This is a genomic window from Agrobacterium sp. ST15.13.013, assembly GCF_027956525.1.
Taxonomy (GTDB): domain Bacteria; phylum Pseudomonadota; class Alphaproteobacteria; order Rhizobiales; family Rhizobiaceae; genus Agrobacterium; species Agrobacterium salinitolerans.
The window spans coordinates 50,380-76,186 of sequence record NZ_JAQKGP010000016.1 but is presented as its reverse complement, the minus strand read 5'-3'; the positions used below and the strand labels follow the sequence as shown (position 1 = coordinate 76,186).

23 protein-coding genes, 1 tRNA gene and 1 pseudogene are annotated in these 25,807 nt (G+C 59.0%); 21 read left to right on the top strand and 4 right to left on the bottom strand.

What is annotated here, in order from left to right; genetic code table 11:
• The first annotated feature begins 15 nt into the window (after window positions 1–15).
• Window positions 16–1,239, top strand: coding sequence for an MFS transporter (locus PL597_RS16955; RefSeq protein ID WP_077982511.1), 1,224 nt, complete (start codon window positions 16–18; stop codon window positions 1,237–1,239).
• A gap of 218 nt (window positions 1,240–1,457) precedes the next feature.
• A complete protein-coding gene (locus PL597_RS16950; RefSeq protein WP_271365771.1) occupies window positions 1,458–3,596 on the top strand; it encodes a sodium-translocating pyrophosphatase in 2,139 nt (712 codons plus the stop codon).
• Window positions 3,597–3,671: 75 nt separating this feature from the next.
• On the opposite strand, the gene PL597_RS16945 is transcribed toward PL597_RS16950, so the two are convergent.
• Window positions 3,672–4,202 (bottom strand): outer membrane protein assembly factor BamE, encoded by a 531-nt coding sequence (locus PL597_RS16945; protein ID WP_077982509.1) that lies wholly within the window; start codon window positions 4,200–4,202, stop codon window positions 3,672–3,674.
• 271 nt (window positions 4,203–4,473) lie between these two features.
• Here PL597_RS16945 and PL597_RS16940 point away from each other — a divergent pair, with 271 nt between their 5' ends.
• From PL597_RS16940 to PL597_RS16865, 16 genes and pseudogenes are all read left to right on the top strand, one after another.
• Window positions 4,474–5,013: a ubiquinol-cytochrome C chaperone family protein gene (locus PL597_RS16940; protein WP_269824222.1), complete on the top strand. Its 540-nt coding sequence runs from the start codon at window positions 4,474–4,476 to the stop codon at window positions 5,011–5,013.
• Window positions 5,014–5,021: 8 nt separating this feature from the next.
• Complete coding sequence (locus tag PL597_RS16935) at window positions 5,022–5,585, top strand: YceD family protein (protein ID WP_077982507.1); 564 nt, start codon at window positions 5,022–5,024, stop codon at window positions 5,583–5,585.
• Window positions 5,586–5,685: 100 nt separating this feature from the next.
• A complete protein-coding gene (gene plsX / locus PL597_RS16930) occupies window positions 5,686–6,747 on the top strand; it encodes a phosphate acyltransferase PlsX (protein WP_269824223.1) in 1,062 nt (353 codons plus the stop codon).
• Window positions 6,748–6,751: 4 nt separating this feature from the next.
• Window positions 6,752–7,723 carry a beta-ketoacyl-ACP synthase III gene (locus PL597_RS16925; RefSeq protein ID WP_077982505.1) on the top strand — a complete coding sequence of 324 codons (972 nt, stop codon included), beginning with the start codon at window positions 6,752–6,754 and terminating at the stop codon, window positions 7,721–7,723.
• Between the two features lie 244 nt (window positions 7,724–7,967).
• Window positions 7,968–8,306 carry an integration host factor subunit alpha gene (locus tag PL597_RS16920; protein ID WP_003502236.1) on the top strand — a complete coding sequence of 113 codons (339 nt, stop codon included), beginning with the start codon at window positions 7,968–7,970 and terminating at the stop codon, window positions 8,304–8,306.
• Between the two features lie 272 nt (window positions 8,307–8,578).
• On the top strand, window positions 8,579–9,109 hold the full coding sequence (locus PL597_RS16915; RefSeq protein ID WP_077982504.1) for a MerR family transcriptional regulator: 531 nt from the start codon (window positions 8,579–8,581) through the stop codon (window positions 9,107–9,109).
• Window positions 9,110–9,272: 163 nt separating this feature from the next.
• Window positions 9,273–10,001: a nuclease gene (locus tag PL597_RS16910; RefSeq protein ID WP_137410093.1), complete on the top strand. Its 729-nt coding sequence runs from the start codon at window positions 9,273–9,275 to the stop codon at window positions 9,999–10,001.
• Between the two features lie 236 nt (window positions 10,002–10,237).
• A tRNA-Leu gene (locus tag PL597_RS16905) sits at window positions 10,238–10,323 on the top strand.
• A gap of 236 nt (window positions 10,324–10,559) precedes the next feature.
• The gene (locus tag PL597_RS16900) at window positions 10,560–13,055 is read left to right on the top strand and encodes a heavy metal translocating P-type ATPase (RefSeq protein WP_416372237.1); all 2,496 of its coding nucleotides are present in this window, start codon (window positions 10,560–10,562) and stop codon (window positions 13,053–13,055) included.
• Window positions 13,056–13,066: 11 nt separating this feature from the next.
• Window positions 13,067–13,366 (top strand): annotated as a pseudogene (locus PL597_RS16895) (2Fe-2S iron-sulfur cluster-binding protein); the annotation flags it as partial.
• Between the two features lie 47 nt (window positions 13,367–13,413).
• Window positions 13,414–13,902: a Cu(I)-responsive transcriptional regulator gene (cueR, locus tag PL597_RS16890; RefSeq protein ID WP_077982501.1), complete on the top strand. Its 489-nt coding sequence runs from the start codon at window positions 13,414–13,416 to the stop codon at window positions 13,900–13,902.
• A gap of 74 nt (window positions 13,903–13,976) precedes the next feature.
• Window positions 13,977–14,921 carry an ABC transporter permease gene (locus PL597_RS16885; RefSeq protein WP_077982500.1) on the top strand — a complete coding sequence of 315 codons (945 nt, stop codon included), beginning with the start codon at window positions 13,977–13,979 and terminating at the stop codon, window positions 14,919–14,921.
• Window positions 14,911–15,816, top strand: coding sequence for an ABC transporter permease (locus PL597_RS16880; protein ID WP_142912560.1), 906 nt, complete (start codon window positions 14,911–14,913; stop codon window positions 15,814–15,816). Before PL597_RS16885 ends, PL597_RS16880 begins: the two co-directional genes overlap by 11 nt.
• 138 nt (window positions 15,817–15,954) lie before the next feature.
• Window positions 15,955–17,022 carry an ABC transporter ATP-binding protein gene (locus PL597_RS16875; protein ID WP_142912561.1) on the top strand — a complete coding sequence of 356 codons (1,068 nt, stop codon included), beginning with the start codon at window positions 15,955–15,957 and terminating at the stop codon, window positions 17,020–17,022.
• 11 nt (window positions 17,023–17,033) lie between these two features.
• Window positions 17,034–18,044 (top strand): ABC transporter ATP-binding protein, encoded by a 1,011-nt coding sequence (locus tag PL597_RS16870; RefSeq protein WP_269824225.1) that lies wholly within the window; start codon window positions 17,034–17,036, stop codon window positions 18,042–18,044.
• A gap of 230 nt (window positions 18,045–18,274) precedes the next feature.
• A complete protein-coding gene (locus PL597_RS16865) occupies window positions 18,275–19,768 on the top strand; it encodes an ABC transporter substrate-binding protein (RefSeq protein ID WP_271365767.1) in 1,494 nt (497 codons plus the stop codon).
• A 339-nt stretch (window positions 19,769–20,107) separates the two neighbouring features.
• Here PL597_RS16865 and PL597_RS16860 read toward each other — a convergent pair whose 3' ends face one another.
• Together PL597_RS16860 and PL597_RS16855 are read right to left on the bottom strand one after the other, a co-directional pair.
• Window positions 20,108–20,362, bottom strand: coding sequence for a heavy-metal-associated domain-containing protein (locus PL597_RS16860; protein ID WP_003521591.1), 255 nt, complete (start codon window positions 20,360–20,362; stop codon window positions 20,108–20,110).
• A gap of 106 nt (window positions 20,363–20,468) precedes the next feature.
• Window positions 20,469–21,926 carry a TrkH family potassium uptake protein gene (locus PL597_RS16855; protein WP_269824227.1) on the bottom strand — a complete coding sequence of 486 codons (1,458 nt, stop codon included), beginning with the start codon at window positions 21,924–21,926 and terminating at the stop codon, window positions 20,469–20,471.
• Window positions 21,927–22,006: 80 nt separating this feature from the next.
• Here PL597_RS16855 and ilvA point away from each other — a divergent pair, with 80 nt between their 5' ends.
• From ilvA to PL597_RS16840, 3 genes are all read left to right on the top strand, one after another.
• A complete protein-coding gene (gene ilvA, locus PL597_RS16850; RefSeq protein WP_271365766.1) occupies window positions 22,007–23,281 on the top strand; it encodes a threonine ammonia-lyase in 1,275 nt (424 codons plus the stop codon).
• A gap of 71 nt (window positions 23,282–23,352) precedes the next feature.
• Entirely contained in the window at window positions 23,353–23,664 is a 312-nt protein-coding gene (locus PL597_RS16845; protein ID WP_077982496.1) for an HlyU family transcriptional regulator, read from the top strand.
• 117 nt (window positions 23,665–23,781) lie between these two features.
• Window positions 23,782–25,047 (top strand): GGDEF domain-containing protein, encoded by a 1,266-nt coding sequence (locus PL597_RS16840; protein WP_077982495.1) that lies wholly within the window; start codon window positions 23,782–23,784, stop codon window positions 25,045–25,047.
• Between the two features lie 32 nt (window positions 25,048–25,079).
• Here the strand turns inward: PL597_RS16840 and PL597_RS16835 are convergent, their stop codons facing one another.
• Window positions 25,080–25,697 carry an FMN-dependent NADH-azoreductase gene (locus PL597_RS16835; protein WP_072494288.1) on the bottom strand — a complete coding sequence of 206 codons (618 nt, stop codon included), beginning with the start codon at window positions 25,695–25,697 and terminating at the stop codon, window positions 25,080–25,082.
• Window positions 25,698–25,807 lie beyond the last annotated feature (110 nt).

The window sequence follows — 25,807 nt, the reverse complement described above, 5'->3', positions numbered from 1 at the left end:
ACAAATGAGGAAGAGATGAGCGCGGTTTCCGTCCCCGGACTTGAAGTTCAACTGGACGAGGCGAAGCGCAATGTCTTCCTCCTGACCATGGCGCAGGCGATCATGGGATCGGCCGCGCCCTTAAGCTTTTCGGTCGGCGCGCTTGCCGGCTATCAGTTGCTCGGGACGGACAAGTCGCTGGCGACCGCGCCTCTCACCGGCTTCAATATCGGCGTTGCGCTCGGCGCGATCTGCGTGGCGGCCGCATCCCGCTTCCTCGGCCGCAAGGCAGGCTTCATGGTCGGGGCGCTGATGTGCTCTGTCGGCGGCGGCATTGCCGCGGTCGCGCTCTTCCGCTCCGATTTCTGGCTGTTTGCCCTCGGTCTGCTGCTGATCGGCATTTCCGGCGGCTTTACGCAAAAAATTCGCTTCGCCGCAGCTGACGCCTCGCCATCCTTCTACAAACCCAAAGCGATCTCCTGGATTCTGGCTGGCGGCATCATCTCGGCCATCGTCGGACCACAGCTCGCGATTTTCGGCAAGGACCTGCTTGCGCCGGTCACCTTTGCGGGGGCCTTTATCGCGCTCGTTCCGCTGGGGCTTTTATCCATTGTCATTTTGGCGTTCTTGAAACTGCCCGATCCCAAGGCTGCCGCCACGCACGCTGAGGCGCCAAGGCCGCTGTCGGAAATCGTCCGAACCCAGCGTTTCATCACGGGCATGATCTGCGGCATAGGCTCCTACGCCTTGATGACCTTCATGATGACCGGCGCACCGCTCGCCATGGTAGTCGGCTGCGGCTTCCCGACGGAACTCGCCACGCTTGGCATCCAGTGGCACGTTCTCGCCATGTTCGGCCCGAGCTTCTTCACCGGCATGCTGATTTCCCGATTCGGTTCGGAAAAAATCGTCGCGGCGGGCCTCATCGTGCTGATGGCCTGCGCCATCGTCGCGCATATGGGCATCGAGTTGTGGAACTTCTGGGCGGCGCTCATCCTGCTCGGCCTCGGTTGGAATTTCGGCTTCATCGGCGCAACCGCAATCATCACGTCAAGCTATCGCCCGCATGAGGCGGACAAGGTGCAGGGCTTCCACGATATCGTGCTGTTCGGCACGGTGGCCCTGTCATCCTTCTCTTCCGGCAAGGTGTTTACGGCCTGGGGCTGGTCGGTAATGAACCTCGTTATTTGGCCGGTTGCCGGGCTTTGCCTTCTGCTTGTCCTGTCGCTCGTCCTGACAAGTCGCAAAAAAGCGGCCTGAGTCTCGCGCCACGCTCTACCCCTTTCAAGTTTCAGGCAAATTTGTGGGCTTGACGCGACACCTCGCGCCAACGCAATCTCCGCTGCGAGGACATTTTTCCTTGGGAGGGGAACAAATGCCCAAGACGGGATTTGGGACAGGCCGTCCGCATCTCCCTGCACAAGGTTTCGCCACGCCGGGGAGGGAGTGAGACCCGGCCTTTTGGGAGGTAAGTGCGCATGACCGTAATACCCATCGTAATTTTATGCGGTGTCCTGTCCGTGGTTTACGCGGTATGGGCGACCAAGAGCGTTCTCGATGCCGATCAGGGCAACGAGCGTATGCGTGAAATAGCAGGTTTTATCCGTGAAGGTGCGCAGGCTTATCTCACCCGTCAATATCTCACCATCGCCATCGTCGGATTGATCGTCGCCGTTCTTGCCTGGTATCTGTTGTCGGCCATCGCAGCTATCGGTTTCGTTATCGGTGCAGTCTTGTCCGGCGTCGCCGGTTTCGTCGGCATGCATGTTTCCGTGCGCGCCAATCTGCGTACCGCGCAGGCCGCATCTCATAGCCTTGGTGCCGGCCTCGATATCGCCTTCAAGTCGGGCGCCATTACCGGCATGCTGGTCGCCGGCCTCGCGCTGCTTGGCGTTTCCATCTATTATTTCGTTCTGACGTCCGTCCTTGGCCATCCACCCGGCTCGCGCGCTGTTATCGACGCGCTGGTGTCGCTCGGTTTCGGCGCTTCGCTGATCTCCATCTTCGCCCGTCTCGGCGGCGGCATATTCACCAAGGGTGCGGATGTCGGCGGCGATCTCGTCGGCAAGGTGGAAGCGGGCATTCCCGAGGACGATCCGCGCAACCCGGCGACCATTGCCGACAATGTCGGCGATAACGTCGGTGATTGCGCCGGTATGGCGGCCGACCTGTTCGAAACCTATGCTGTCTCCGTGGTCGCGACCATGGTTCTCGCCGCGATCTTCTTTGCGGGAACGCCGATTCTGGAAAGCGCCATGGTCTATCCGCTGGCGATCTGCGGTGCCTGCATCCTGACCTCGATTGCCGGTACATTCTTCGTCAAGCTCGGCACCAACAATTCCATCATGGGCGCGCTCTACAAGGGGCTCATCGCAACCGGCATCTTCTCCGTCGTCGGCCTTGCCGTGGCAACCTATGCCACGGTCGGCTGGGGAGCGATCGGCACGGTGGCCGGCATGGAGATCACCGGCACCAACCTCTTCTTCTGCGGCTTGGTTGGCCTCGTCGTAACGGCGCTGATCGTCGTCATTACCGAATATTACACCGGCACCAACAAGCGACCGGTCAACTCCATCGCCCAGGCATCGGTTACCGGCCACGGCACCAACGTCATCCAGGGCCTTGCGGTCTCGCTGGAATCGACGGCGCTGCCGGCCATCGTCATCGTCGGCGGCATCATCGGAACCTACCAGCTCGGCGGCCTGTTCGGCACCGGCATCGCCGTCACCGCCATGCTCGGGTTGGCGGGCATGATCGTCGCGCTCGACGCCTTCGGCCCGGTCACGGACAATGCGGGCGGTATCGCTGAAATGGCCGGTCTCGATCCCGACGTGCGCAAGGCGACCGATGCGCTGGACGCCGTTGGCAACACCACCAAGGCGGTGACCAAGGGTTACGCCATCGGTTCGGCTGGTCTCGGCGCATTGGTGCTATTTGCGGCCTATGCCAACGACCTCTCCTATTTCGCCGCCAATGGCGAGACCTATCCCTACTTCAAGGATATAGGCGAGATTTCCTTCAGCCTCGCCAATCCTTACGTGGTTGCCGGCCTGCTGTTCGGTGGTCTCATTCCCTATCTCTTCGGCGGCATCGCCATGACGGCGGTGGGCAAGGCGGCAAGCGCCATCGTTGAGGAGGTCCGCCGCCAGTTCCGCGAAAAACCCGGCATCATGGCCGGCACGGAAAAGCCGGACTACGGCAGGGCCGTGGACCTTTTGACCAAGGCGGCGATCAGGGAAATGGTCATTCCGTCGCTTCTGCCGGTTCTGGCGCCGCTCGTGGTTTATTTCGGCGTTCTGCTGATCTCGGGCTCCAAGGCATCAGCCTTTGCCGCGCTGGGTGCGTCCCTGCTGGGTGTCATCATCAACGGGCTGTTCGTGGCAATTTCCATGACGTCGGGTGGTGGCGCCTGGGACAACGCCAAGAAGAGCTTCGAAGATGGCTTCATCGACAAGGACGGCGTGCGCCACGTCAAGGGTTCCGAGGCGCACAAGGCATCGGTAACGGGCGATACGGTCGGCGATCCCTACAAGGATACCGCGGGTCCGGCCGTCAACCCGGCTATCAAGATCACCAATATCGTGGCGCTGCTGCTGCTGGCTGTTCTTGCCCACTGAAGGCTGACGTTTCCGCCAAATGAAAAGGCCCGGGGATCGCTCCCCGGGCCTTTGAATTTATTATCCTTCTTCCGATCAGGGTGTGTTCCCACCCTGACCGAGAATGCTCTTGGCGATATTGGCGCCCGAGGTGCCGCCGGAAAGCAGCTGCTGCAGGAAGGTGAGGTCCTTGCCGCCCGTCGGCGTGGTGCGCGAAATCGTGTCGAATACCTTGCCGTCCTGCAGCGTATAATTGGCCTTGCGCTCGATCACGCCGTCCTTGTTGAAGTAGATGGCGAGAATGTTCTGCTCGACCAGCGACGGCTTCATGAAAGCCGCGCGGCGTACGCGCTTCTGCGAGATGTAATAGAACACCTCGTTGCCGAAAGTCGCCGTGGTGGAAGGCGTGCCCATGGTCAGGAGAACCTGCTCACGGCTGGAACCTTCGGGGATCAGCTGGAGGGCCTGCTCGTCCATGACGTAGCCGTTGTGAAATACGTCTGTCGTGCTCGTGCAGGCGGAAAGCAGGCCGGATGCGAGCACGATTGCGATGGCGGTCTTGCTCAGAATTTTGCCGTGACTTGCGGATTTCTGCTTGCTCAACTGCTTTTCCCCGACTGCGATCATGAATGGCACCTTCCGGCATTGCGTGGTGCACAGTGTCTGTGCACATGATTGTGTCAATCCGGGGACGGAAAATCCCGATCACCCCCCAAATTCAATGCTTTCCCGACCTTCTGGAACTCCTCCGGTTCTCTTCGACTGTTTCAGCCCAAAGACGAACGTGACCGTGACAGCATTGCAATTCGTGGATGCTTCGGTAAACCAGCTTTGACGATCATGCAACAAGTGCGATGGGCGGTAAGCGAATTCACCCGTCCCCTTCGGAAAAAAAACGATGATATTCGGGCTGTTCAGACAGAAAAACAACAATCGCGCCATAGTCGACCGGCAATATGCGACCTTGACGGCTGCCGCCCGCGCGCCCGGGTTTTATCTCGACTTCGGTGTGCCCGACACGGTCATGGGCCGCTTCGAGATGCTGTCGGTCATCATGATTCTCTATTTTCGCCGCACCAAATCGTCAGGTGTCAGCGGGCAGGAAATCGCCCAGGAGATCGTCGACGCCTTTTTTCAGGACCTCGATCATTCCATCCGCGAATTGGGGATAGGCGATCAGGGTGTGCCGAAACGCATGAAGAAATTCGCCGGCATGTTCTATGGGCGGCTGGAATCCTATGCGGCGGCGCTGGATGCTTCCGACCGTGTCGCCCTTGCCGCGGCGCTCCGGCGCAATATATATCCGCAGGTAGATGAGAAGGCACCCGAGATGGAAGGGCTGGCAGGCTGGATGATGGATGCATCCACGGAGCTTGCCGCCCAGTCCGAAGAAACGATAGCAACCGGAAGCCTGACGCTGCCCCTGCCTGGACAATGAGGTTCACGATGAACGCGCGACACCCCGCAAATGATGATCTGCCTTTTTCCTATCCCGTCAAGGTAGGCCATATTTCCGCCAATCCGGTCAGGATTGGTCTCGAAGCCAGCGCCGAGGAGTTGAAGGCGCTTGCGAAATTCTGGGATGTGGTCTCCGTCGAATATCTGAAGGCGGAGCTGCAGGTAACCCGCTGGAAGAAGGATGGCATCAAGATCAAGGGCGAAGTGCATGCGGCGGTCACTCAATCCTGCGTCGTGACGCTGGAACCGGTTTCGAGCAAGATCGATGAGACCGTGGAGCATATTTTCGTGCCGGAAGGATCGAAGCTGGCGCGGATGGTGACGAACGAAGAAGGCGAGATCGTACTCGATCCCGATGGTCCCGACATTCCCGACCAGTTCACCGGCGACAGCATCGATGTCGGTGCCGTGGTTGCCGAATTTGCGGCCCTTGCCATCGACCCTTATCCGCGCAAGCCGAATGTGGAATTTGCCGAAAAGGCTGAAAAAGAGGCCGACGATGACAAGCCGCCATCGCCCTTTGCCGTGTTGAAAGATTGGAAAAAAGACTGAATGGCCCAGCCGGGCTGAAATAATTTTATTGTAACAAGAGCCGGAAAAGGTATTTTCGCGCGAAATCCGCTTGGTTGGCGGCAAGAAGGATAAGGGACGAGTGATCAGAATTGCAATTGACGTCATGGGTGGCGATTTCGGCCCAGATGTTGCCATACCCGGTGCCGCCAAGGCGCTTGAACGGCACAACGATGTAACTTTTCTGCTCTACGGGCAGAAGAGCAAATGCGACCCCATTCTGGCACAATATCCCACGCTTCGGGAAAAGTCGGTCTTTCACGATTGTGAAGTCTCGGTCAGCATGGACGAGAAACCGAGCCAGGCGCTGCGCCGCGGCCGCTACGTCTCCAGCATGTGGCGCGCCATTGAAGCCGTGAAGCTCGGTGAAGCCGATGTCGCCGTTTCCGCCGGCAATACCGGCGCCTTGATGGCCATGGCGAAATTCTGTTTGCGCACCATGGCGCGGGTGGAGCGCCCGGCGATTGCCGGCATCTGGCCGACGCTGAAAGGCGAAAGCATCGTTCTTGATGTCGGCGCCACGATCGGCGCCGATTCCCAGCAGCTTCTCGATTTCGCCCTGATGGGCGGCGCCATGGCGCGTGCGCTGTTCGATATCGACCGTCCGACCGTCGGCCTGCTGAATGTCGGCGTCGAGGAGGTCAAGGGTCAGGAAGAGGTGCGTGAGGCCGGACGTCTGATCCGCGAGGCCGATCTCGCCACCATCGATTATCGCGGGTTTGTCGAAGGCGACGATATCGGCAAGGGCACGGTGGATGTGGTGGTGACCGAAGGTTTCACCGGCAATATCGCGCTCAAGGCCGCCGAAGGCACCGCGCGCCAGATCACCACGCTTCTGCGCGAGGCGATCTCCCGCAGCTTCTTCGCCAAGATCGGTTATATCCTCGCAAAAAGTGCCTTCGATGTGCTGAGGGAAAAGATGGACCCGCGCAAGGTCAATGGCGGCGTGTTTCTGGGCCTCAACGGCATCGTCATCAAGAGCCATGGCGGCACGGATGCCGTTGGTTTTGCCTCCGCCGTGGATGTCGGCTACGACATGGTTCATAACGGCCTGACGGCCAAGATTGAGAATGATTTGAAAATTTACCACGCAAGACGGCTTCCGCCCCCGGCGCCCGAAGCTCTCGTGGCTGACGAGGAATAAGGGAATGATCCGCTCTATAGTTCGTGGTTTCGGGGCAGCGCTTCCGAAGCGTGTCATGACCAACAGTGAAATCGAAGGTGTCGTCGAGACGTCAGACGAATGGATCGTGCAGCGCACTGGCATCCGTCAGCGTTATATCGCCGGCGAAGGTGAAACCACCGCGTCTCTCGGCGAAGCGGCGGCGCGTGCCGCCCTCGACAATGCCGGCCTCACGCCCGACGATATCGACCTCATCATTCTGGCCACCTCGACCCCGGATAACACCTTTCCGGCAACGGCGGTGAACATCCAGAACCGTCTTGGCATGACCCACGGTTTCGCCTTCGACATGCAGGCCGTCTGCTCCGGTTTCGTTTATGCCGTATCGACCGCCGATCTCTATATTCGCGGCGGCATGGCCAAGCGCGTTCTGGTGATCGGCTCTGAGACCTTCTCGCGCATCCTCGACTGGAAGGACCGCACGACCTGCGTCCTCTTCGGTGACGGCGCCGGCGCGCTGGTTCTGGAGGCCGGTGAGGGTGAAGGCACCTCCGCCGATCGCGGCATCCTGACCGCACAGCTGCGCTCCGACGGCTCGCACAAGGAAAAGCTCTATGTCGATGGCGGTCCTTCCACCACAGGCACGGTCGGTCATCTGCGCATGGAAGGCCGGGAAGTATTCAAGCACGCCGTTGGCATGATCACCGACGTCATCGAGCAGGCCTTCGAGGCGACCGGCACAACGGCCGACGATCTCGACTGGCTGGTTCCGCACCAGGCCAACAAGCGCATCATCGACGGTTCAGCCAAGAAGCTTAACATAGACCCGGAAAAAGTCGTGATCACCGTCGATCAGCACGGCAACACCTCGGCCGCCTCCATTCCGCTGGCGCTCGCCGTTGCCGCCGGTGATGGACGCATCAAGAAGGGCGATCTGGTGATGCTGGAGGCCATGGGCGGCGGCTTCACCTGGGGCGCGGTGCTGCTGCGCTGGTAAAGGCGCGATTTTCGCGTTTGCTGGGGCGATGGCGCGAATTCGGTTGTGATTTTCGCGCTCACGCCTTGATCGGACGCGCCGGAGCGGCCCGAGCCTGTGTCAAAAGCGTATCACTCGCCCTAAGCCCTTGCACTGATTGCCGAAAGCCTCAAATGAATCTGGAACAATCCCTTGACCGGTCGCCACAAGGGAAATAATCTCGGCGGCTCCTAGAGAAGAGTTCAGACACGGTTTGTGGGGAAAAATGGCCGGGAAGACAGTGACACGCGCAGATCTTGCAGAATCTGTGTTTCGTAAAGTCGGGCTGTCCCGCACCGAATCCGCTGAACTGGTCGAGACGATCATTGACGAAATTTGCAACGCGATCACCCGCGGCGAAGTCGTCAAGCTTTCTTCCTTCGCGACGTTTCAAATCCGGGAAAAGAACGAGCGTATCGGCCGCAACCCCAAGACGGGCGAGGAAGTTCCGATCTCCCCACGTCGCGTCATGACCTTCAAGGCCTCGAATGTGCTGAAGCAGCGCATTCTGAAGGCCCATACGGCCCGCAAGGCCAAGCAGAAGGGCCAGAAGGCCGGAGCATAATCCTTCTCTAGAGTTATAAGCGACACGCATTTTTGTCGTATCGTAAGCCTTTTTCCCATTCTTCTTGTGAACATGCTTGAATTTCAACGTGCAAGCCGTTGAAATCCGGTCGACTCACATCATAATCAATTTTAGTGATTTGTATCTCGCCGCAATGGCGTCTGCGCGGGTTCAGAACGGATGTCGCGCGATGTTTGACCGGCGTGTGAAAAGCGTTCTCGTTCAGTGTCCGGCCGGATGCATGGCGCTCCGGTTCGGATGGGAGTGGAAATTTGGATAAAAGCCCCGACGCGTTTCGGACGATCAGTGAAGTGGCGGATGAGTTGAACCTGCCGCAGCATGTGCTGCGTTTCTGGGAAACACGCTTTCCGCAGATCAAGCCGATGAAACGGGGCGGGGGCCGCCGTTATTACCGCCCTGACGATATCGATCTCCTGAAGGGTATCCGTCACCTTCTTTATGACCATGGCTACACCATTAAGGGCGTACAGAAGCTGCTGAAAGCCAATGGTAACCGCTTCGTGGCGGCCATCGCCTCCGGTGATCTCGCAACCATGGAAGCCATCATGGCGGCGAGCGGTGAAAAGGAAGTCGCCGAACCGCGTGTCGTCGATACCGATGGGGACGAGGTCGTCGGCCGTCCGAAGGCCAAGCCAAGCGGCCGTTTTTTTGGCTTCGGCGGTGGCGGCGATGCGGAAATATCGGTCGGCAAGTCGAGTATCGGCAAGGACGATCAGGCGCTTTTGCAGGAAGCCCTGTTCGACCTCCTCGAATGCAAGCGCCTTCTCGATCAGGTCCGCTGACGGTTTATCCACAGCTCATTTGCGTGCTTTCCATTCGGGAAATCGAGAAAACAAGGGGTTAGGGCGTTTCCCCTTTTCTGTGAAAAGCGAAAACGCCCAGCAACGCCAACCTTTCGGAAACTCCTTTGGCCGATAATGCGGCTCCGTTGAAAGGAGTCCGATCGTGAGCAACCGAAAATCGACAGCACGACGCCGTACGGCGAAGAAATCGAGCGGCGGTAGCGTTTGGCCCTGGGTGCTGATGCTGGGCGTCGTCGCCGGCGGCATTCAGGCTTACGAACATCGCGACAGTCTTTTGCCGCAGCGGCATGTTGCAAAGGCGACATCTTCGACCACGAGTTCTTCGAAAGTTGCCACGGTGGCCAAGCGCGATTCCGTCACGCGGGAGAAAGTGGCGTCCATTCGCCCCGCATCGCCGGCTCTGCCCGGCAACGGCCCGGTGCCACCGCGCTCGATCGCCATGCCGTCCGCCTCGCAGCCGAGCCAGGTCGCCGCTATCTTGCCGGAAACCCGTCCTTCGGTCGAAAAAATTTCGCTCGGTGAAAAAAGCGGTACTTTTGCTTTCTGCGGTCGTTCCGGCCTCAACAATTGCGTGGCCGACGGCAACACCTTCTGGATGAAGGGCGTGAAAATGCAGCTTGCCGGCATAGAAGTGCCGCAGATCGACCGGGCGCGCTGCATGGAAGAGCGCCAGCGTGGTTTCATTGCGAAGGTCAGGCTTCGTGACATGTTGAATGCCGGAGCCTTCGATGTGGCGTCCGGCGGTGCTGCGGGCGGGCAAGCCACGGAACGCAAACGGCTTTCGCGTTCGGGCGTATCCTTCGCCGATCAACTCGTGCGCGAAGGGCTCGCGCATCCGGCATCGGCAAAAAATCAGTCCTGGTGTGGGTAGAGCATTCTCGCTTTTTGTCGAATCGCGAAAACGCTCTCGCTCTTGGTTCGCCGCCTTCCCGGACGGAAAACCGGGTTCCACTTTTCCTGGAAATGCTCGGAGGCCCCGTTGACCGAAACGGTTCGGCCTGTGTAGATGAGGCTCAGTCATCTTCGGGACCGGACCCCAGCGCCGGGCGCCGGCAGCATGACGATTTTTTGTAACGCCCCGGCCGGAACGGTTCGTGGCGCGGCAATGCGGACGTGGCGAAATCGGTAGACGCAGCAGACTTAAAATCTGCCGACCATTGGTCTTGCGGGTTCAAGTCCCGCCGTCCGCACCATATCCTCCTGATTAAAATTTTCTTTTCGTTTTCCTGCGATTTCGGAGCATTTAAAGGGGATTCCCGGCTTTTGGGTGTAAATCGCGCGAACGCCCGCGCGCGCCTAAAAAATGAGCTTGATTACGAGGGCGGCATTTTTCTCCGGGAATCATCAAAAAGAACCTCTTGACCTTGCCACGATGGGAAGCCCTATCTTTTTTCAACACAAGAAAAGAGGGGTCATACGCATGTCACAAATGGAGCTCCGGGCGAGTCATCAGATTGCGATCGATGGCATGACATGCGCCTCCTGTGTCGGCCGCGTGGAAAAGGCGATTGCCAAGGTGCCGGGCGTTTTGAAAGCTTCGGTCAATCTGGCAACGGAACGTGCCGACATTTCCTTTTCCGGGTCGCCGGATGTGCCGGCCGTTATCGAGGCGGTGCGGCAGGCCGGTTACGGCGTCGAAGAAAAAACCATCGAACTCGATATTGAGGGCATGACTTGCGCCTCCTGCGTCGGACGTGTCGAAAAGGCGTTGAAGGCCGTTTCCGGTGTTTCCGGTGCAAGCGTCAATCTGGCGACGGAACGCGCCACCGTCCGCGTTGCCGGCAACGCCGTGTCTGCGGCCAACCTTTCGGATGCCATCAAACGGGCGGGCTATAAGGCGAGTGAGGTTGTCGCCGACAAAGCCACGGATGGAGAGCAGGACAAGCGCGAGGCGGAACTGCGGAGCCTCAAAATCAGCCTTGCCGTCGCCGCTGCACTGACGTTGCCGGTCTTCGTACTGGAAATGGGCTCGCATCTGGTGCCCGCCATCCATGATTTCGTGATGGAAACGGTTGGCATGCGGGAAAGCTGGTATCTGCAATTCGTGCTGACCACGCTGGTTCTGTTCGGTCCCGGCCTGCGCTTCTTCAAAAAAGGCATCCCCGCGCTTCTGCGGTTTGCGCCGGACATGAATTCGCTCGTCGTACTTGGCACCGCCGCCGCCTGGGGGTTTTCGGTCGTCGCAACTTTCATGCCCAAAATCCTGCCGAGTGGCACGGCCAATGTCTATTATGAGGCAGCAGCGGTCATCGTCTCACTCATCCTCCTTGGTCGTTTCCTTGAAGCGCGCGCCAAAGGCCGCACCAGCGAGGCAATAAAGCGGCTCGTCGGCCTGCAGGCCAAGTCGGCCCGCGTGCTGCGCGATGGCGAAACCATCGATGTACCCTTACAGGATGTGCGAACGGGTGATGTGATCGTCGTTCGCCCCGGTGAGAAAGTGCCGGTCGATGGTCTGGTTCTGAGTGGCTCCTCTTATGTCGATGAATCGATGATCACGGGTGAGCCGGTCCCGGTTACCAAAGCCGAGGGTTCCGAGGTGGTCGGCGGCACAGTGAACCGCAATGGCTCCTTCACCTTCCGCGCCACCAAGGTCGGCGCAGATACGCTGATAGCCCAGATCATCCGCATGGTGGAGGAGGCGCAGGCCGACAAGCTGCCCATTCAGGCGCTGGTAGACAAGGTGACAAACTGGTTCGTGCCGGCGGTAATGCTGGCAGCGCTCGCCACCTTCATCGTATGGTTCATGTTCGGGCCAGATCCGGCCTTGACCTTCGCGCTCGTCAATGCGGTTGCGGTGCTCATCATCGCCTGTCCCTGTGCTATGGGCCTTGCCACGCCGACCTCGATCATGGTCGGCACCGGCCGCGCCGCGGAAATGGGCGTGTTGTTCCGCCGTGGCGATGCGCTTCAGACGCTGCGCGACGCCGACGTGATCGCTGTTGACAAGACAGGCACGCTGACGCTCGGCAAACCGAAGCTGGTGCATTTTACCACGACAGAGGGCTTCGATGCGGATGAGGTGTTGCGCCTCGTCGCATCGCTGGAGAACCATTCCGAACATCCGATTGCCGAAGCGATCGTCGAGGCTGCGAAACATGGCGGCGTGACGCTTGCCGATGCGGAGGGCTTCGAGGCGACCCCCGGTTTTGGTGTTGCAGCCATGGTCGACGGTCGCAGGGTGGAAGCAGGTGCGGACCGGTTCATGACCAAGCTCGGTTACGATGTCGCGATGTTCGCAGAAGATGCCGAGCGGCTGGGCAGGGAAGGGCAGTCGCCGCTTTATGCCGCCGTCGATGGCAGGCTGGCCGCGATCGTCGCCGTTGCCGATCCGATCAAGCAGACGACCCCGGAGGCGATTGCGGCGCTGCATGCGCTCGGCCTTAAAGTGACGATGATCACGGGTGACAACCGCCGCACCGCTGAAGCCATCGCCCGTCGGCTCGGCATTGACGAGGTGGTGGCGGAAGTCCTGCCCGACGGCAAGGTCGAGGCGGTCAAGAGGCTCGCCGCCGACGGTCGACGTGTCGCCTTCGTCGGCGACGGCATCAACGATGCACCGGCGCTGGCCGCCGCCGATGTCGGGCTTGCCATCGGCACGGGCACGGATGTCGCGATTGAAAGCGCCGACGTGGTGCTGATGTCCGGCGATCTGCGCGGCGTCGCCAACGCCATCGCACTCTCCAAGGCCACGATCCGCAATATCGGCCAGAATCTGTTCTGGGCCTTCGCGTACAATGCCGCTCTCGTTCCCGTCGCGGCCGGAATATTGTATCCTGTCAACGGCGTTCTGCTGTCGCCAGTCCTTGCTGCCGGAGCCATGGCGCTTTCCAGCGTCTTCGTATTGACGAACGCGCTACGCCTGAAGAGCTTCCGTGCGCCCCTGGTGGACAGACCTGCGGGCCTTAAGCTCGCAGCGGCGGAATAGGAGGAGCAGACATGGCGCTTCAACACACCGTTTTCCTGCCGCAGATCGAACGCAGCATCTCTGTGGCGCCGGGCGAGACTGTCCTCCAGGCCGCCTTGGCGGCAGGGATCGCTTATCCGCATGGCTGTCGTATGGGCCGCTGTGGCGCCTGCAAATCCAGGCTGATCTCCGGCGATGTCGATCTTCTCAAGCACACGCCCTTTTCTCTGACAGAGGAAGAGAAGGCAGATGGTCTGACGCTTGCATGCCGAGCCGTACCATTAGGCGACGTGGTGATCGGCTGGCTCAATGGAGCTGAGCCGCTCTCCGACAATCGCGCGGATGTATTTTCTACCTCGGAAAGATAGGAGCAGGATCGATGAATATTGGCACAGCCGCCACCGCCTCCGGTGTTTCTGCGAAGATGATCAGGCATTACGAGACAATCGGCCTGATCAAATCGGCAAACCGCACGGAATCCGGCTATCGGGTCTACACTGCCAACGACTTGGAAACGCTGCGCTTTATCCGGCGCGGACGCGATCTCGGTTTTTCCATCGAAAAAATCAGGCAACTCATGACCCTCTGGCGCGACCCCGGTGGCGCCTCCTGTGATGTCAAACGCATCGTCATGGAACATGTCGTCGACCTGGAAGCGAAGATGGATACGCTGCGGGAGATGGCGGACACGCTCCGAAACCTCGCGACCTATTGCCCGGACAATGGTGAGCCGGAATGCCCGATCATTCATGACCTTGCTCATGCGGAAGATCTTGATTTTTCAGCGGTTGCCGTCGTGCCCAAACGCACCGGCATGCTGAAGGGCACAGCAGGCCCGGTGATGGATTTACAGCGCCCAGTGAAATAAGCCCCCGGTTCCTTTTGGGGGAGCGGGCAATGAATGCAGTGCGAATTGCCAATCACGATGAAGGAGACCAAGCCATGTGGATACAGGTAATACAGCGCTTCTTTATTCTGTGCTTGATGCTGGCGATCGTGTCCGTCATCGCGTTTCTTTTGCCCTATATGGCGGGCGGCGATCCGGCTCGCACCATCTTGTTTTCACGCATGCGCGATACCGCGCTCGATCCGCATGCGGTGGAGGCGCTGCGGGTCAGTCTCGGGCTCGACCGGCCGCTTTATGTGCAATATTTCGCATGGCTGTCGAATGCGTTGCGCGGCGACCTCGGTTTTTCTTTCACCAGCAGCCAGCCCGTCGCTGCCGAGCTTATGCGCTCGCTCTGGGTGTCGGTAACGCTGGCGCTGACGGCGCTTGCATTCGCGGTCGCCGTCGCCCTGCCGCTCGGTACGCTGGCGGCCATGCGTCCCGGCGGACGGCTCGATAATTTTGCGACGCTGATGATCCAGACCTTCGTCGCAACGCCCGAATACTGGTTTGCGCCCATGTCGGCTCTGGTCTTTGCGCTTTATCTCGGCTGGTTGCCTTCGGCCGGATGGGATAGCTGGCGCTCGCTGGTGCTTCCCGCGCTGACGCTCACGCTCAGGCCGCTCGCCTATTTCACCCAGGTGACGCGCGCCGCCATGGCCGAGGTACTGCGCGCGCCTTATATCACGGCGGCCCGCAGCCGCGGTCTCGGCATGCATAGCACGGTGCTGCGGCATGGCGTCCGCAACGGTTCGCTGCCGGTCGTCACCTTCTTCGCATTGTGGCTCGCGGGCCTTTTGGGTGGATCGGTGGTCGTGGAAGTCATCTTCGCCATCCCCGGCATGGGCCGGCTTCTCTACGACGCCGTGGTCAATCGCGATATCCCGATGCTGCAGGGCGGTTTCATCTGCATCGTGGCGCTCTCCATCCTCATCAATACCTTGGCCGACAGCTTTTATGTCCTGATCAATCCAGCAATGCGAGGTCACCATGACCATTAGTCACTTCCCGAGCGCGCCTGCCGCCGCCATGCCGATGACTGCGCCCAAGCGCCCCTCGAACCTCGCCCGGTTTACGGATTTCATCCGCTGCCGTCACTGGACCTTCTATGCGGGTGCGGCGATCTTTCTGGTCATCATCCTGCTGCTGGTCATCGCGCCGTGGATTTCGCCCTATGATCCGGCAAAGCAGAACCTGCGTCTGCGGTTGAACGCGCCGAGCGCCCTCTACTGGCTGGGAACGGACCACCTGGGCCGCGATGTGCTCAGCCGGCTGCTGGTCGGCGGCCGCTTCACGGTCACCATTGCCGCCGTCACCGTCATTCTCTCTGTCGTGATCGGGACCTTCATCGGCATCATCAGCGGCCGCAGCCGCGGCATCCTCGACGAGGTGCTGATGCGCATCGTGGACCTGCTCATCGCCATACCGGACGTGGTAATCGCGATTTTCCTCGTGGCCATTTTCGGTCCGGGATATGGCACGCTGATCGCGTCGCTGACGATCGTCGGGTGGACACCTTTTGCACGGCTGGCGCGGGGACTGACGCTCTCGATCAATTCGCGCGAATATATTCGCGCCGCCGAGGTGCTCGGCTGCACACGGCGCTTCATTATCTTCCGGCATATTATTCCCAACACGATCTGGCCGATTGCGGCGGTGGCGTTCCTGCGCTTCGGCCACAAGCTGATCACGGTTGGCGGGTTGTCGTTTCTGGGCCTTGGCGTACAGCCGCCGGCCGCCGACTGGGCGCTGATGTTGGCCGATGCGCAGGCTTACGCGGAACGGATGCCCGTTCTCGTCATCGCACCGGGTCTGGCGATCTTCTTGGCGGCGCTCAGCGTAACGTGGATCGGCCATGGCCTGAATCTGGAAACAAAGAAAACCAACGGTCATTGACGCCTGCGGGCGGGCAATGACGGATTTGACGATTGCCAAACATCGACGACGCAACGGAGCAGGAAGGAGAGTAATATCGTCTGAAGCCGCATGAAAATACGCAATGCCTCCGATTCAATAAAAATAAGGGGAACTCTTATGAATATCGAAGGACAAACGCTTGCAAATACGGCCATGTCCCCTGAATGCGCACCGCTTCTGGAGATAGAGGACCTGCACGTTTCAGTGCCAGCGCAAAATGGCCGCAAGTTTGTTATTTCGGGCCTGACGCTTTCCGTCAACGCCGGCGAAGTCGTCGCTCTCGTCGGCGAATCCGGATCGGGAAAGAGCATGACGGCGCTGTCGCTGATGCGACTTTTGCCGCAGGGCGCGGAAATCAATTCCGGCCGCATTTCCTTTGCCGGCCGCGACATTCTCGCTCTTTCATCTTCCGAACTCGATGCACTGCGCGGGGCCGATATCAGCATGCTGTTCCAGCAGCCGCAGGCCATGCTCGACCCGACCAGTCGGGTGAGGACGCAGGTAGCGGAGCCGCTCTGGATCCACCGTAAAATGAGCCGGCACGCCGCGCTTAACCGGGTCGTCGGCCTTCTTTCGGATGTCGGCATTCCCGATCCGTCGGCGCGGGCGCAATGCTTTGCGCATGAGCTTTCCGGCGGCATGGCGCAACGTGTCATGATTGCCGCTGCACTGTCAGGCAATCCGCAGCTTCTGATCGCCGACGAACCGACGACGGCGCTTGATGTCACCGTTCAGGCACAGATACTCCGCCTGCTCGATGACGAGCGCCGCAAGCGCCGGCTTGCCACGTTGCTCATCACCCACGATCTCTCGGTCGTTGCCGCCTTCGCAGACCGGATCGCGGTCATGTATGCCGGCCGCATCGTCGAGGAAGGGCCGACCCAGGCGATCCTCAAGGCGCCGCAGCACCCCTATACCAAGGCGCTCATCAGCTGTTCGCTGCTGACCACCGACGGCGAGGGACAGTTGCTGACGATCCCCGGTTCCGGCGCACAGGCCCACGACATGTCCTGCGGTTGCCGGTTTCATCCGCGTTGCGCGCTCGCAAAGTCTGAAGGCATGGGAAGCCGCTGCATGGCAATGGAGCCTGCATTGAATGCCTTGCCTGAAGGGCGCAAGGCGCGGTGCTGGGCAGTCGGCGACGACCAGGCCGGTCACGACCATGCCGACCATGCGGTTTGTTGAAGGAGGCGATGATGTTATCCAAAGCCATGACACAGATGCCGCCATCGGCGGAAAACAGCGGCCGGCCCTATGTGGTCGCGAAGAATCTCTGCAAATATTATCCCATATCGGGCCTTGGTCACCGTGTGGTGAAATCCGTCGACGATGTTTCCCTGACGATCGGCGAGGGGGAGGTATTGGGCCTTGTCGGCGAATCCGGTTGCGGCAAAAGCACTGTTGCCGGACTGATCACGCGCCTGACGCACGCGACGCGGGGTGAGGTCAGCATCGGAGATCACGACATATTGCACATGCAGGGCGAGGCGCTCCGGCGCGTGCGCCGGGTTGTGCAACTGGTGTTTCAGGACCCTTATTCCGCACTCGATCCGCGTATGCGCATTGGCCAGAGCATGCAAGCGCCGCTTGCCCAGCACGGCATCGGCACCCGCGAGGAGCGCACGGCGCGTGTTTTCCGAATGCTGGAGGAAGTCGGTCTCGACGGTTCCTTTTACGATCGGTATCCGAGCCAGTGTTCCGGCGGCCAGTTGCAGCGCGTCGTCATCGGCCGTGCGCTTCTTCTCAATCCGAGTTTCCTTGTCTGTGATGAACCGACATCGGCACTCGACGCCTCGATGCGCACGCAGATCCTGAACCTCCTGATGGACATGAAGCGCCGCCACGGCCTGACGGTTCTGATGATTTCTCATGACCTGCGCGTGGTGCGTTATCTCTGTGATCGCATTGCCGTGATGTATCTCGGACGCATCGTTGAAATCGCCGACCGCGAAGAGCTTTTCCGCGCGCCCAAGCATCCCTACACGAAAGCTCTCATCGCCTCGTCGATGCTGGACGAGACGGGGTTATATGCACCGGAAATGCTTCTGGACGGTGATCTGCCGAGCCCTCTCAACCCTCCTGGTGGCTGCAAGTTTCACACCCGCTGTAAATATGCGACCGCAATCTGCGGTGAGGTGGAGCCGGCTCTGGAAGGCGTTTCCGGAGAGCACTTTGCGCGCTGCCATCGCTGGCGGGAACTGGGTTGAGAAACGGTGCACTGAATGTTTTTCAGGGAATGTGAAAAACAGTCGAATAGTGCGTACTTGAAGTAACAACGGAATAAAATTCCGAATAAAAAACATAAAATGAATGTAAAGAAGGCGGATGTATTGTCGCGTCCGTCAACGTGATTCTTTGTAATTAATGATAGATAATATTAAAGGCTTAGGGAAATTAGATTGTGAGCGTCGCCATCAAAGATAAGGGGAATTATGCAATGATAAAGCACGCACTTTTAACCACCTGCGCCATTGCCGGGGCTTTCGGGGCTAATGCCGCAAATGCCGGCACTGTGACCTATGATGACAACTACGCCATAAAAGCCGCATGGCAGATGGCGTCGGATGATTCCACAATGGGCATGCGTGTCGGGTGCTATGAAGGCCTTGTCAGAATTGGCTTCGACATGAGGCAGGAGGCATCTCTTGCGGAGTCCTGGAAGCAGATCGAGCCTAAAGTGTGGGAGTTCAAGCTGCGCAAGGGCGTCAAATTCCAGAACGGCGAAGACTTTAACGCCGCAGCAGTCGTCAACGCGCTCACCAATCTCCTGAAAGCATCCGTTCCTGCCCGTGCCTTTTCGCCGAAACAGATCGCCAGTGTGGAGGCCGTTGGCGATGATATTGTGAAGGTGACGACGATCGAACCGTCGGTGCTGTTGCCTGCACAGTTGGCAAGCCCCGCCACTGCCATTCTTGCGCCATCGGCCTATAAGGACGGCAAGATCAATCCTATCGGCACCTGCACCGGGCCGTTCGCGATCACGGAAGTCGATCCCAATCAATATATGGTCATGAAGGCCAATCACGGATATTGGGGCGGCATGCCGAAACTTGACGGGGGTCGCGTTAACTTCGTTCCCGACGCAGACACGCGCGCCACCCAGATAAGGACGGGCGAAGTGCAGATTTCGCGCCTGGTCCCGCCGTGGTCGATCAAATCCATCGAGGCAACCAAGGGAGTTAAGGTCGCCACCATTTCGGTACCGCGCATCACAGAATTGCTGCTGAATAATTCCAGGCCACCGTTCAACGATAAAAAGGTTCGTGAGGCCGTGCGTGCGGCAATCGATGCCGCCGGCATCGCCAGCAGTATTTACGAAGAGAAGGTCAAAAGCGCGAGCATGCCGTTTGCCCCGGGGCAGCCATGGGCGGTGGAAGAACCCGCATCGGCCTATGACGTGGCAAAGGCAAAATCTCTCCTCCAGGAGGCCGGCATCGCCCCGGGCAGTCTGAAAGTCACCATACTTGCTTACACGATGAAGACCGAGCTGAAGGATGTGGCCGCTATTATTCAGGCGCAGTTGCAGGAGATCGGGATCACAGCCGGTGTCCGTGTCGCAGAATATAGTGCGATTGAGCCTGATCTTCTTGCCGGCAACTTCGACATGGTGCTGCTGTCGCGCGGTTATGCCACGGATGTGATTGAGCCGGCTGGATATCTCAACGCCGACTATTCCTGCACCGGCACATACAACATCTCGCATTATTGCAATGCAGATACGGACAAGTTGATCAAGGCTGCTTATGCCGAAGTGGAGCCCACCAAGCGTTACGCGATTTATGGTGAGATAGCGAAGAAGATTTATGATGATGCCGTCTCGGTCTTTCTCGTCCATGAAACCGTGTTCGATGCCTATTCCGAAAAACTCGAAAACTTCCGGCCGCATCCGATCAACTATTTCGTGCTGACGAAGGATATGGCGATCAAGTAGATCGGCATTGCGAAGGGAGCCCGGCTCTGAGGAGCCGGGTTGCGCAAAGAAATCGCATGGCTTCAAAGACCCGCTCAACGCTCAACGCTCAACGCTTCCCTCGCTCGCAGGGGGATAGGCCCGCCCGCGACGCGGTTTTCGCCACGATCGATGTGGGCGACGTCGGCAATTGGTTTTGCGCAACGTACTGCCGTCTTGTCCGATAAAAAGGGGATATCTGCCGAGGAGCGATGGAGAGATATTGGACCTCATCCATTCCTTACGCTGAAATCGAGCGTGAACCGAGTGGCAAGGCAGACCGACGGCAGCATGGAAAAGCTGCCGCCAGCATTTTTTCGTTCAGGCGCGCGCTTCGGGCGTATAGCCAGCAGCGGTGATGATTTCGGCAATACGTGCCGCATCGGAGACGCCGCCAACCACGACCGTGCGGCTTGCCGGATCGGCATGCACGGCAGCGCCGGGAACGGTCTTTTCGATCGCGCCCTTGATCACTCCGGCGCAGTGACCGCAGGTCATGTCCTCAACGTGAAAAGAAAGGTCTGCATCAACCGGCGCCGTCGTGGTTTCGGCGTGATGCTGGTGAGCGGTGCACATAGGCGGTTCTCCATGGTTTGGAATTCTAACGGGAGGAGCCTGGACTATTCCAACGTGGGAAGGTCAAGCGCTTTATTCGCCGGCGCTCAACAAGTGTGCCACGATATCAGCTGCGCCAGAAAATTGGCATCAGCAGCACCAGGACCGTCAGTATTTCCAGACGCCCTAGCAGCATCATCATCGACAGGACGTAAAGCGCCGGATCGCTAATGGTGGCGAAATTACCAGAGGGGCCGATGACGGGGCCGATACCCGGTCCGACATTGCCGAGCGCCGTTGCCACCGAAGATATGGAAGTGAGAAAATCATAACCCATCAGACTCATGGCGAGGCTGCCGGCGATCCAAAGCGCGACATAACAGCTGACGAACAGGAAAATCGTCCGGATCGTATCGGGATCGACCACCTGCTGCCCATAACGAACCGAATAAACGGCGTTCGGATAGATCAGCTTCTTCAGGCCCGCCCGCGCCACGTTGAACATGATGAGAAAACGATAGGCCTTGATGCCGCCCGCCGTGGACCCGGAGCAACCGCCCATGAAGGTGGCAAAAAAGGCGACAACGACGACGAAAGGCCCCCAGAGCGTATAGTCGTCGCTGGCAAAGCCGCCGGTGGAAAGGATCGAGGTCATGTTGAAGAAGGAATGGCTGAGCGCGTCGTTCAGCGGCACGCCGTTCCTGAGATGATGATAGACGCCGACGGCGATGGAAATCGCGCAGAGATATCCCAGGAAGACGACGATCTGGGGGTCGCGCAGCGTTTCCAGCCGGCGGCGCACGGCCAACAGGATCATCACCGAGAAGGGCAGACTGCCGAAGATCAGGAAGACGGTGGCGATCCACAGCAGTGCCGTATTGTTGAAATAGGCGAAAGAGGCGTCATGGGTGGAGAAACCACCGGTCGCGACCGTCGACATGGCATGGTTCAGCGCATCGAAGTGCGACATGCCGGCAAAATCGTAAGCGATCGTACAGGCAAGCGTCATGATGATGTAAATGGCCACGAAAGCCCGGGTGAAGCTTGCGAGCCGCGCGAAAGGCCGGTCATTGCCGGTATCGGAGGATTCCATGCGAAAGAACGTCATGCCGCCGACGCGCAGCAGCGGCAGGATGAAGAGGCCGAGCGCCACGATACCGATACCGCCAAGCCAGCACAGCAGCGAGCGCCAGAGGAGGATGCCCTGCGGGGCGTGGTCAAGCCCGGAAACAACGGTGGATCCCGTTGTCGTAATGGCGGAAACGGATTCGAAAATCGCTTGGCCAAGTGTCAGGCCGAGTTCGGACAGGTAAAGCGGAACCGCGCCGACAATTGAAAAGACCAGCCAGAGCAAGTTGACGAGCAAAAAGCCGAAACGTTTGTTGAAGGCGGCAATCGGCCCGCGCGTCGCCAGCGCGCAGGCAAGCGCAAAGCCCCCGCACATGAAACCCGACAGCGCAAACACCATCCAGTCGTCATTGCCGTAATAGAGATCGGTGAGCGCCGGCAGAAACATGGCTGTCGCCATGTAAAGCCCGAAAATGGAGGCCACATATATGACCGAGCGCAGAAGGTTGCTGTTCAAGAAATGAAACCTGGAGTTTGTTGCCGCGCTGAAATGAGTCTTTGTCTCGGACGCCTTCCTATGGCATAGCGGGTGCCATTATGAATTTCAATGGATTGACTATCGTGGACAAGCAGCTTGTGGAAGCAGCGCGGCGGGAAGTGCGGGAAATATTCCCCGAAACACCGCTGCAGTTGAATGAACATCTCAGCCGTCGGTATGGCGCGTCGATTTGGCTGAAGCGTGAGGATCTGTCCCCGGTTCGTTCCTACAAGATTAGAGGCGCATTCAACTTTCTGCGCAAAGCGGTGGCCAAGGCCGGCAAGGGCAAGGTTTTCGTCTGTGCTTCGGCCGGCAACCATGCGCAGGGCTTCGCCTTCGCCTGCCGTCATTTCGGTGTTCACGGCGTCGTTTTCATGCCGGTGACCACACCGCAGCAGAAGATCGAAAAAACCCGCATCTTCGGCGGCGAATTTATCTCGATCCGTCTGGTGGGCGATATATTCGACCAGTGTTATGCCGCCGCACGCCAGCACGTGCAGGATAATGACGGCTACATGGTGCCGCCCTTCGACCATGAGGACATCATCGAGGGACAGGCGACGGTCGCCGCCGAGATCATGGATCAGCTTCCGGAAGGCACGAAGCCTGACATCGTCGTCATGCCCGTTGGTGGTGGCGGGCTTTCGGCTGGCCTCACCGGTTTTCTGGCCGGTACGGTGAAAAAGGAGAACTTCGTGTTCTGTGAGCCTGAGGGCGCGCCGAGCCTGAAGAAGAGCCTCGAACGCGGCGAACCGGTGACGCTGAACAAGGTGGACAATTTCGTCGACGGCGCTGCCGTCGCCCGCATTGGCGACCTGAATTTCAAGGCGCTGAAGGATTTTCCGGCCGATCAGGTCCAGCTCATCCCCGAAAACGCCATCTGCGTGACGATCATCGAGATGTTGAACCTCGAAGGCGTAGTGCTGGAGCCCGCTGGTGCCCTTTCGATTGCCGCGCTGGAAAAGCTTGGCCGCGAAAGGCTGGAAGGCAAGACGGTGATTGCGGTGGTTTCCGGGGGCAATTTCGATTTCGAGCGCCTTCCGGACGTGAAGGAACGCGCCATGCGTTACACAGGCGTGAAAAAGTATTTCATCCTGCGCCTGCCGCAGCGTCCTGGTGCGCTGCGCGATTTCCTCAATCTGCTCGGCCCGGACGATGATATTGCCCGTTTCGAATATCTGAAGAAATCGGCCCGCAACTTCGGCTCGATCCTGATCGGCATCGAAACCAATGCGCAGGAAAACTTCGCCGGGTTGCTGGAGCGCTTTGAAGCGGCGGGTCTCGGTTATGAAGACATCACCGAAAACGACATTCTGTCGAACCTGATCATCTGATCCGGCAAGGCACAGGGAAGGGCGGTGTAGCGCCGCCTTTCCACGTATGATTGATTGAGGGAGTGAAAGCCATGGCATCGTTTTTTTCCAAAATCCTCTCGGCCTTCGGCTCCGGCCAGCCGTCCGCCGACGCGCCGCAGAAGGTGGCGCAGGCCGAGCCGCATGCGCATGGCGACTATCTGATTTATGCGACGCCGATCAAGGAAGGCGGCCAGTTCCGCCTGGCGGGCCGTATCGAGAAAAAGGCCGGCGACGAAGTGCTGGTGCATGAATTTGTGCGCGCCGACGTCTTCACGAGCATGGACGATGCCGTGGAGTTCACGATCCGCAAGGCGAAGCTCATCATTGAGCAGAACGGCGCGTCGCTTTTTCCAGGAAAATGATGACGTTTTCTTATTCTCTAAATTAAGATTCCGTTGGTTGCTTGGGCCTATCGTCTGTGAAGGGCATGGAGTCGCGCCGATAGACCGGCGTGATGTGGATCGATAGGGCGTGTGCCGATGCAATGGGCAAATCTGGCCCTCTTCCTGACGGAGGCCATCGTCTATTTTTCGGTAATGACGGCATTCCTTCATTACCGGCATATTCTCGGCATCGGTGTTTTTCTCACCGCGCTGGGCGTCATGCACTTCCTGGAAACCTATCTGGCGGCCGTTTTTTATGTGCAGCTGCCCTTTGGCGTGGCGTCGCCCGGCTCCTCGATCCTTTTTGCCGGCAAGCTGATGATGATCCTCATGCTCTATATGCGCGAGGACGCGGCGGTTGTTCGGCAACCGATCTACGGCCTGTTTCTCGGCAATATATTGACCGTCATCATGGCGCAGATCATCCGTTTTCATCAGACGGTGGCGATTGTTCCCGGGCAGTCGGTCAGCGCCGCATTTCTGGATGAGATGGGCGTGCTGATGGTTTGGGGAACCAGCCTGCTTTACATCGACGCCATCGCCATCATCCTGTTTTACGAAAAGCTGGGTCGTTATCTGCAACGCCATATCGTGCTGCGCTTCGCGATTTGCGGCGTCGTTATCCTGAGCCTCGATCAGGCAGGTTTTTATGGAGCGTTGCGATTGTTGTTCAACGCACCTCTCGATGTCTTTTACGATGGCTGGAAAGCGAAGATGTCGGCCGTTGCCGTTTATTCGTTGCTCTTCGCGATCTATCTTGGGCTGACATCCGCCAAGGGCCGTTTCCTCACACGCCGCAACATAGCGGATGTCTTCAACGATCTGACTTTCCGCGAACGTTACGAAGAACTGCTGTCGCGCTCCGGGCGCGACATGTTGACGGGTGTTTCGGACCGTGCCCGCATGGAACTCGACGCGCCTTCCATCGTGCTTGACTGCGCCGAAAAGAGGCGGGCGATCAGTGTGCTTATCGTCGATATCGATCATTTCAAGACCGTCAACGACACCTTCGGTCATCTACAGGGCGATGAAATTCTGCGCGAATTCGCAGCCGTGCTGAAGCGGTCGGTCCAGCCACATGGTCATCTCTACCGTTTCGGCGGCGAGGAATTTGTGGCCCTGCTTCCGGCGATGTCGCATGAGGCCGCGCTCGCCTTCTCGGAAGGTCTGCGCGCCGCCGTGCTGGCGGGTCTGCGCCGGCCCGATGGAACGCCGTTGACCGTCAGTATCGGTGTTGCAACTGGTCTTGAGGACGGGCGGGTATTTATGGAACTTCTGTCGGAAGCCGACTCGCGGCTCTATGCGGCAAAAAATAACGGCCGTGATCAGGTCCACGGCCGTTACGGAATGTGGGTCGGCTGATACATTACCGCATCAGCCTCCATTAAATTGTTTCAGGCGGCCTGCGCCAGCTCTTCAACCTTGGCTTCGGCGGCAGCTACGGCCTTTTCGACTGCTTCCGGACCGAATGCCAGGCCTTCGACGTAGATGACTTCCACATCCGTCATGCCCATGAAACCGAGGACGGTCTTCAGGTAAGGAACGGCGTGGTTCATCGATACGGCCGGGCCTTCGGAGTAAACGCCGGCAGCGGCCAGAACGATGTAGACCTTCTTGCCGGTGGCAAGGCCGACCGGGCCGGTTTCGGTGTATTTGAAGGTCTGGCCGGCGCGCGCGACATTGTCGATCCAGGACTTCAGACCGGAATAAATGTTGAAATTGATGAGGCCGGTGCCGATGACGACGGTGTCGGCGGCCAGAAGCTCGGTTACCAGCTTGTCGGAATAATCGGCGGCAACCGCTTCTTCAGCGGTGCGTTGGTCGGGCGCCTTGCGGATGGCGGCGGTCTTGACGGTGTCGAGATGCGGGATCGGGTCAGCAGCGAGATCGCGGTGGACAAGGGTGTTGGAAGCCGACTTTGCCTTCAGCTTGCTGGCGAGTTCACCGGCGAACTTGTTGGAAACCGATTCGTCGCCACGCGGGCTGGAGGTGATGAGAAGAATGTTGGACATGGTCTTTCCTTGCATAAGCGATGAATTGACGGGCGCCTTGGGAGGGCGGGAGAGCACAATGCCCTTCCTTTGCCCCTATATGGAAAATTGTTGCCATCAAGAAAACTGTG